This window comes from Pseudonocardia nigra (assembly GCF_019396355.1).
Lineage (GTDB): Bacteria > Actinomycetota > Actinomycetes > Mycobacteriales > Pseudonocardiaceae > Pseudonocardia > Pseudonocardia nigra.
In genome coordinates this window covers 1-7,931 of record NZ_JAHKRK010000287.1, presented here as the reverse complement: position 1 = coordinate 7,931, position 7,931 = coordinate 1, and the positions used below count along the sequence as shown (strand labels likewise).

8 protein-coding genes and 2 pseudogenes are annotated in these 7,931 nt (G+C 74.4%); 6 read left to right on the top strand and 4 right to left on the bottom strand.

Annotated features, from left to right (window positions below; genetic code table 11):
• From KME75_RS37925 to KME75_RS37910, 4 genes and pseudogenes are all read left to right on the top strand, one after another.
• Positions 1–312, top strand: a pseudogene (locus tag KME75_RS37925) (NAD-dependent epimerase/dehydratase family protein); the annotation flags it as partial.
• A gap of 45 nt (positions 313–357) precedes the next feature.
• Positions 358–1,011 carry a glycosyltransferase family 2 protein gene (locus tag KME75_RS37920; RefSeq protein ID WP_308283441.1) on the top strand — a complete coding sequence of 218 codons (654 nt, stop codon included), beginning with the start codon at positions 358–360 and terminating at the stop codon, positions 1,009–1,011.
• The gene (locus KME75_RS37915) at positions 1,008–1,721 is read left to right on the top strand and encodes a TIGR04282 family arsenosugar biosynthesis glycosyltransferase (protein ID WP_219419765.1); all 714 of its coding nucleotides are present in this window, start codon (positions 1,008–1,010) and stop codon (positions 1,719–1,721) included. The genes KME75_RS37920 and KME75_RS37915 overlap by 4 nt, the downstream gene beginning before the upstream one ends.
• Entirely contained in the window at positions 1,715–2,395 is a 681-nt protein-coding gene (locus KME75_RS37910; RefSeq protein ID WP_219419764.1) for a class I SAM-dependent methyltransferase, read from the top strand. Before KME75_RS37915 ends, KME75_RS37910 begins: the two co-directional genes overlap by 7 nt.
• Here the strand turns inward: KME75_RS37910 and KME75_RS37905 are convergent.
• The gene (locus KME75_RS37905; RefSeq protein WP_219419763.1) at positions 2,319–3,383 is read right to left on the bottom strand and encodes a sensor histidine kinase; all 1,065 of its coding nucleotides are present in this window, start codon (positions 3,381–3,383) and stop codon (positions 2,319–2,321) included. The two genes, KME75_RS37910 and KME75_RS37905, sit on opposite strands and share 77 nt — an antisense overlap.
• A gap of 18 nt (positions 3,384–3,401) precedes the next feature.
• The gene (locus KME75_RS37900) at positions 3,402–4,127 is read right to left on the bottom strand and encodes a response regulator transcription factor (protein ID WP_219419762.1); all 726 of its coding nucleotides are present in this window, start codon (positions 4,125–4,127) and stop codon (positions 3,402–3,404) included.
• 129 nt (positions 4,128–4,256) lie between these two features.
• Here KME75_RS37900 and KME75_RS37895 point away from each other — a divergent pair, with 129 nt between their 5' ends.
• Together KME75_RS37895 and KME75_RS37890 are read left to right on the top strand one after the other, a co-directional pair.
• The gene (locus KME75_RS37895; protein WP_219419761.1) at positions 4,257–5,564 is read left to right on the top strand and encodes a molybdopterin-dependent oxidoreductase; all 1,308 of its coding nucleotides are present in this window, start codon (positions 4,257–4,259) and stop codon (positions 5,562–5,564) included.
• Complete coding sequence (locus KME75_RS37890; RefSeq protein ID WP_219419760.1) at positions 5,564–6,040, top strand: hypothetical protein; 477 nt, start codon at positions 5,564–5,566, stop codon at positions 6,038–6,040. The genes KME75_RS37895 and KME75_RS37890 overlap by 1 nt, the downstream gene beginning before the upstream one ends.
• Here the strand turns inward: KME75_RS37890 and KME75_RS37885 are convergent.
• Together KME75_RS37885 and KME75_RS44390 are read right to left on the bottom strand one after the other, a co-directional pair.
• Entirely contained in the window at positions 5,996–7,348 is a 1,353-nt protein-coding gene (locus KME75_RS37885) for a hypothetical protein (protein ID WP_219419759.1), read from the bottom strand. The genes KME75_RS37890 and KME75_RS37885 overlap by 45 nt on opposite strands.
• Positions 7,349–7,462: 114 nt before the next feature.
• Positions 7,463–7,681 (bottom strand): annotated as a pseudogene (locus KME75_RS44390) (glutamate dehydrogenase); the annotation flags it as partial.
• Positions 7,682–7,931: the final 250 nt, after the last annotated feature.

Here is a 7,931-nt window from a genome sequence, read left to right as displayed (position 1 = left end):
GTCGCCGCGGCCAACGCCCTGGCGTTGGCCGCGGATCCGCCCGGCCCCGGCCTCACCGCGGTCAACGTCTGCTCCGGGGAACCGCACACGATCGGCGAGCTCGCCGCGGCACTGGCCGCCGCGATCGGTGGCCCGGAGCCGACGGTGGTGGGCGGGGCACGGCCCGGCGACGTCCGCCACGTCGTGGCCGATCCGGCGCGGGCCACCGAAGTGCTGGAGTTCCGCGCGGCCACCGCGTTCACCGAGGGCGTGACGCGGTTCGCGACCGACCCCCTGCGGGCGCCGGCCGGAGCGAACGTCACCGATCGGTAAGCCGAATCGCCGTTTGACACTGGCCCGACGGCCGAAGATCAGGGTGTGGACGGCACACCCGAGATCATCCTGCCCTGCTTGGACGAGGCCGCCGCTCTCCCGGCGGTGTTCGCCGAGCTCCCACCCGGCTGGCCCGTGCTCGTGGTCGACAACGGATCCTCCGACCGCACCGCCGACGTCGCGGCCGCCCACGGTGCGCGCGTCGTGGCCGAACCCCGCCGCGGTTACGGCGCCGCGGTCCACGCGGGGCTCGTCGCCGCACATGCGGACCTGATCGTCGTGCTCGACGGCGACGGCTCGCTCGACCCTGCGGTGCTGCCCGGAATGGCCGATACGCTGCGCAGGGAGTCGGCCGACCTCGTCGTCGGGCGCAGGACACCTACCGCGGCAGGTGTCTGGCCGTGGCACGCCCGCGCGGGCAACGCGGTCATCGCCGCGCTGCTGCGCCGCCGGGGCCTGCCGGTCCACGACATCGCCCCGGTGCGGATGGCGCGCCGACTGGACCTGCTCGACCTGCGGATCGCCGACCGGGCATTCGGCTACCCGCTCGAACTGCTGCTGCGCGCGGGCGCGGCGGGTTGGCGGATCGCCGAGGTCCCGGTGCCGTATCGCGCGCGGGCCGGGGGCCGGTCGAAGGTCTCCGGATCCGTCCGCGGCACGCTGCGCGCCGCTCGGGACATGGCCGGGTTGCTGCGATGAGCGCGCAGGCGAGCGCGCGGCTCACGCTGCTGGTGATGGCCAAGTCGCCCGAGCCAGGACGGGTCAAGACGCGGCTCTGCCCACCGGCCACCGCGGAGCAGGCCGCCGACCTCGCCGCTGCGGCACTGCTGGACACGATCGACGCGGTGGCCGCGTTCCCCGCGGGCCAGCCCGTCGTCGCACTCGCCGGCTGCCTGTCGCGCGCGGCCCGGTCCGGCGAGCTCGTCGCCGCGTTGCGCGGTATCCCGACCCCGGCGCAGCGCGGCACCGACCTGGGTCAGCGCATCGCCGCCGCCCACGTCGACGCCGCCGCCCTGCTGCCCGGGCGGCCCACGCTGCAGCTGGGCATGGACACCCCGCAGGTGAACGCGGACCTTCTCGCCGCGGGCGCCGCGCCGCTGCTGGGCGACGACCGCCGCGACGCCCTGGATGCCGTGCTCGGCCCGGCCGCCGACGGCGGCTGGTGGGTGCTCGGCCTCCGCGATCCGGCGGACGCCGCCCTGGTGGCCGACGTGCCGACCTCCCGGTCCGACACCGGCGAGCGCACCCTTCGCGCGCTGCGGGGGGCCGGCCTGCGCGTGGGGCTGCTGACGGAGCTGACCGACATCGATACCGCGGCGGACGTGCAGGCCGTGCGTCGGGCCGCCCCGGGCACCCGCTTCGCCGCGGCGGTCGACGCGACGCCGGCCGTGTGGGCGCGCGGGTGCTGACCGCAGGCTTCGACCCGGCGCTGGCCGGTGCCCCGGCGCAGCTCGTGCGCAGCGACGGCGTCGAGATCGACCTGGCCGTGCACCGCTGGTGGGGCCGGGCGACCGGGGAGGATCGCTGGCTGCTCGACCGCTGCTCCGGCTCGGCAATCGACCTGGGCTGCGGCCCCGGCAGGCTGCTCGAGGCGCTCGCCGCCCGCGGTGTGCCGGCACTGGGCGTGGACGTGTCGGCCGTGGCGCAGCGGGCCTGCCGGTGCCGCCGGGTCACGATGGTGCGCGGCGACCTGTTCGCGCCGCTCCCGTGCGAAGGGCGCTGGGCGCACGCCCTGCTCGCCGACGGCAACATCGGCATCGGCGGTGACCCGCAGCAGCTGCTGCGCCGCGCGGCCGAGCTGGTGCGCCCCGGCGGGACGGTGCTCGTCGAGACCGACGACAACCCCGATGCGCTGTGGCACGACACGGTCCAGGTGCGGACGGGCGCGGGCCGGGGTGCCCCGATGCCGTGGGCGCGGGCAGGCGCCGCCACGCTCGCCCGGCTCGCCGCGACCGTCGGTCTGCGCCGGACCGCGGACCACACGGGCAGGCGCAGCTTCGTGGAGCTCACCGTCGACGCGCGGGTTCCATCCGCAGCCCAGACCGGTTCAGCCCCGACCGGTTCAGGGGCAGCCTCAGCGTGAAGCGGCACCCCGGCGGGTCGTTGGTGACGGTCAATTCCCCACCGTGGGCGTCGGTGAGTGCCCTCGCTATCGCGAGCCCGAGCCCGGCCCCGGATCCCGATCCCGGAGTGCGCGCCGTCGCGCCGCGGAAGCCCACCTCGAAGATCCGGTCGAGGTCGGCGCCCGGGATGCCGCCGCACGCGTCCTGGACGTGTAGCCAGGCGGTGTCTTCGGCGACGCCTGCGGTGAGCCGGACCCGCCCACCGCGCGGCGTGTGCTGTAGCGCGTTGGTCAGCAGGTTGTGCACCACACGGGTGAGCTCCACGTCGCTTCCCGCCACCGTCGGCCAGTCCTCCGGGTCGGCCGCGCTGATCTCCACGCCCGCGGCCGCCGCCGCAGGCGCCTCCGCCGCAACCGCGTCGGAGACGACCTCGCCGAGAGCGAGCGGGGCGATGTCCAGGCGCAGGGCCGCGGAGGTCGCGCGGGACAGGTGGAACAGGTCCTCGACCATCGCGGTCATCCGTATCGCCTCGCGCCGGATCCGGCCCAGGTAGTCGGACACGTCGCCGGGCTCGCGGACTACGCCGTCGACGATGGCGTCGGTCATGCCGCGGATGCCGGCCAACGGCGAGCGCAGGTCGTGGCTCATCCAGCTGACCAGCTCGCGGCGGGCGGCCTCGGCGCGGCGTTCGGACTCCACGGCCTCGCGTTGCCAGAGCGCGTCGCGGGCCAGCCCGCTGCTCAGCAGCAGCGCCGCCGGCACGGTGACGGCCGCGACGACGACCACCACCGCAATCGTCCCGATCAGCTGTGGCGTGTACATGAACCCGCTCACGGCCACCACCCCGACGAGGGCTGCCATCAGTGGCAGCAGGGCCAGCGCGGTCATGGCGGCCGTGATCGAGCGGCGGCGCATCCGGTGCATCACGAGCCCGCCGACCGCCATCACCGGCAGCGCGAACACCAGGGCCAACGGCGCAGCCCTGGCCAGCTCGGCGACCACGGTCATGTCGGTCGTCCTGCCCTCTCAGCTGTTCCTGCCATGTCGGTTCCGGGGGTCGTAGCGGTAGCCGGTGCCCCAGATCGTCGCGATTCGCCGCGGCCGGGTGGGGTCGGCTTCGAGCTTCTCGCGCAGCCTGCGCACGTGCACGGTGACGGTCGACTGATCCCCGAAGTCCCAACCCCACACCCGCGCCAGCAGCTCGGTGCGGGTGAACGCCCGTCCGGGGTTGGCCACGAGGAACGCCAGCAGGTCGAACTCGCGGGTGGTGAGCGCCAGCTCGCCGCCGGCCAGTTCGGCACGGCGCCCTGCCCGGTCCACCCGCAGGTCGCCGTCGACGAGGATCCCCGCGACATCGGGCAGGGCCCCGGACGGAGCCTCGGGGGGCACCGAGCGCCGCAGCACCGAACCGACCCGCAGCACCAGCTCGCGCGGGCTGAACGGCTTCGTCACGTAGTCGTCCGCACCGAGCTCCAGGCCGAGGACGCGGTCGTCCTCCTCACCGAGCGCGGTGAGCATGACGACGGCGGGGGCCCGGTCGCGCCCGCGCAGGCTGCGGCACAGCTCGAGGCCGCCGAGGCCGGGCAGCATCAGATCCAGCACCACGACGTCCGGCTCCGACTCGTTCGCGATGCGCAAGCCAGCGGGGCCATCGGCGGCCTGCGCGACCCGGTACCCGGCCGCGCCGAGGTAACGGGCGACCACGTCGCGCACGGTGGCGTCGTCGTCGACCACGAGCACGCTGGCGGTCACCGGACGAGGGTAGCCCCGCCACCGCCCTCCATCGCGCACGTCACAGATCGGTGAGGCGAATTCTTAAGGGTTGGTGACCGACCCGTCCGGGCGACCACGAAGGCGTCCGCGGGCTTCTACCGTCGAACCATGTCGCGCAGTGAGCAGGACTACGGCTTCCCGGCCCCGCTGTGGCGGTTCATCGGCCGGGCCCGACCGCCGCTGCCGCGCTGGCGCAGCCCGCTGCGCGGACCGTGGCTCACGTCCGTCCTCGGTCTGGCGCTGCTGGTCGGCCTGCCCATCGTGATCATCACCGGGTTGCTGAGCTACATCGCCTACGGCCCACAGCTCGGCTACGCCATACCGCCGGACGTCGGCGTGCTGAAGCTGCCGGTGTTCGACTGGCCCACCCGGCCGGTCTGGCTCTACCGGCTCACCCAGGGCCTGCACGTCGGGCTCGGGCTGGTGCTCGTCCCGATCGTGCTGGCGAAGCTGTGGTCGGTGATCCCCAAGCTGTTCGCGTGGCCGCCGGTGCGCTCGCTCGCCGAAGCGCTCGAACGGGTCTCGTTGCTGCTGCTCGTCGGCAGCATCCTGTTCCAGATCGTCACCGGCGTCCTCAACATCCAGTACGACTACGTCTTCGGGTTCAGCTTCTACGCGGCGCACTACACGGGTGCGTGGATCTTCATCGGCGCCTTCGTCGCGCACGTCGCGATCAAGCTGCCGATCATGCTCCGCGGCCTCCGGTCGCGGTCGCTGCGCGCCGAGCTGCGCACCCCGCTCGCGCGGACCCGCCCCGAGCACGACGACGGCAACGACTTGGTCGCCCCGGACCCGGTACCGCCGACGCTGAGCCGCCGCGGCCTGCTCGCCGTCGTCGGCGGAGGTGCGCTGCTCGTCGCCGCGCTGGTGAGTGGGCAGTCGGTCGGGGGGGTCCTGCGGCCCACGTCCTTCCTGCTCCCCCGCGGCCGGACGATCGCAGGGGGTGACGGCGGGCCGAACGACTTCCCGGTCAACCGCACGTTCGCGGCATCCGGCATCGATCCCGCCGCCACCGGGGACGGGTGGTGGTTGGAGCTGGCCGGCGGCCGTCCCGTCCGGCTCGACCGGGCCGCGCTCGCCGGCATGGCCCAGCACACCGCGGTGCTGCCGATCGCCTGCGTCGAGGGCTGGTCGACCGTCCAGACGTGGTCCGGGGTGCGTCTGCGTGACCTCGCGGCGCTGGCCGGGGTGCCCGAGCCGGCGGCCGCGCTGGTGCGTTCGATCGAGCAGGGTCCGTTCGCACAGGCCGCCCTGACCAGCGGGCAGGTCCTCGATCCGGACTCGTTGCTCGCACTGCACGTGAACGGCGCCGACCTGTCCCCCGACCACGGCTTCCCGGCCCGCGTGATCGTGCCGGCCCTCCCCGGCGTGCACTGCACGAAGTGGGTGCGCACGATCGAGTTCCGGAGCGCCTGATGCGCCGCGTCTACGGGGCCGGGACCGGGCACCTGCTCGTGCTGCTGCTCTGCCTGGTCGTCGCCGCCCTCGCGGCCCGCCTCGTCGCGAACGACCCGGCCTGGCCGCGGATGCTCGTCTGGTTCCTCGCCGCGGTCGTCCTGCACGACCTGGTGCTGTTCCCGGCCTACGCCGCCGCCGACCGGTTCCTCGGCACGACCGCCGCCCGGCCGCGGCGGGTGCCCGTCGTCAACCACATCCGGGTGCCCGCGCTCGGCGCCGGTCTGACCTTCCTGCTCTTCTTCCCCGGGATCGTGGGGCAGGGCGAGCCCGCGCTGCGCGCCGCGTCCGGCCTCGACCAGGATCCCTACCTCGAACGCTGGCTCCTGCTCGTCGCGGCGATGGCGGCGGTCTCCGCGGTGGTGTACGGGCTACGCGTGCTGCGCGCCGGTTCACCACACGGTGAGCAGCAGGTGGTTCACCGCGAGCGCCAGTGACGCCTGGGCGGCCAACCAGTACCGCACGTGCTCGCGCGGCAGCAGCGCACACGGCAGCACCAGCCACAGCGCGAACGGCAGCCAGATCCGCTCGACCTCGGCCTTCGACATCCCGGACAGGTCGGCGAGGACGATCGCCGCCAGCCCCGCGACCGTGAGCAGCACCGCCGCGGCCGGCAGCTCCCGCGGCCCGGCGGCGTCGCTCGCGGCCCGGCGCAGCCCGGCCACCACCGCCGGGCCGATCGCGAACGCCAGCGCGGCCAGGTTGGCCCACACGAAGAACGAGTAAGGCCGCGTCTCCGCGATGCTGGCGGCATAGATCACGCGTACGTGGGCGAACCCGGTGAACCACCAGAAGCCGGCCGCGGTGAAGGCCGCCACGACCGCGGCGGCGCCCAACACGGCCAGGCCCGCCACCCGCCACGCCCTGGTTACGGCGAGCACGGCGAGCGGCAACAACCCACCCAGCACCAGCCCGTAGGACAGGTACAGCGCGTACCCGAGCAACACGCCGCCCGTCACCGCCGCCACGGCGCTACCCGCCGATCCCCGGGTCGCCACAGCCAGCAGCGCCACCCCCCACGCGAGCACACCCGCGAACATCCCGTCCGCGGAGACCCCGATCCACACGGCCCCGGGCAGCAGCACGCCGAACGGCAGCGCGCGGCGGGCGACGTCCTCCGCCCCGAGCGCCTGCAGCCCGACCGCCACGGCGACACACGCCGACGAGCCGACCAGCATCACGAACAGTCCGGCCGGCTCACCCCCGCCCAGGCCGATCCGGTCCAGCCACACGAACAGCAGGAACACCCCGGGTGGGTGGGCGCCCACGTGTGTCGTCCAGTGCACGGGTTGATCGGTGAGGATGTGGTCGGAGAACGTGCGGAGCATCTCCAGGACGCCTGCGACCCGCGGCACGTCGTGGAGGTACTCCTCCTCGCTGGCCAGCCGCTCGACCACGCCGCGCTGCCAGCCGTCGACGAGCGCGAGCGACACGGTCCACGCCAGCGCCGCCGCCCCGGCGGCCGCCATCAGCCCACCCCACCTCATCCGTGCGGCCAACTCCGGCCCCCGCGCCACAACCAGCACCGCCACGACCAGCGCCACGGGCGTGCCCCACCCGAGGTGCGGCTCCCAGCTCGCCAGCAGCGGCGGGAACGGCAGGAGGATCTGCACCCCGTCGCGGATCAGCCCCCGACCGACGACGGCCGCCGCGACGACCAGCACGACGACGCCGAGCACGGCGGCCACGTCGCCCCGCCCGCCGACACCCCGGCGGGCCGGTGTCGGTGGAACGTCCGGTGCCATCCCGCCACGGTAGTGATCAGCGACCGGCGTGAGAGCCCGGACCACCGGGAATGAACGGTCACAGGAACCGGGGCGGCGCGTGACCGATGTCGCCGTGGGTTCCGGCGAGCTCCCAGCGGTCCGCCGTGGCGGCACGCCGTTGGTGATCCACCGCTCGAGCAGCAGCGCCACCTTCGCCCGCATCTCGGTGCGGAGCTTGCCGAACGAGTCGGCGGGAGCGGTACCGACCCGGCCGAGCAGCAGCCACCAGGCTCACGCAGCGGCGCCCGCGTTCGCCACGAAGTCGGGGATCACGGAGATGCCGCGGCCGGCGAGCATGGCCTCGGCCGCCGTGAACCGCGCTTCCCGCCCGGGAACGTAGCCCTCTTGCTCTGCATCCCCAGCGCTGCAGCCAGTCAGCCCAGTCGATCTCCGGCTGAACTGAATCTCCGTGTTCATGCGGACCCCCGCTCAAGGGTTAGAGCGTGTCCCGTGGATCATGCGGGTCGGCTGCGGTAGATCTCTTCTGTGCTTGATCGCCACGACTTGACCGACGCGGAGTGGGCACGGCTGGAGCCGTTGCTGCCCGACCGGACACCGCGAC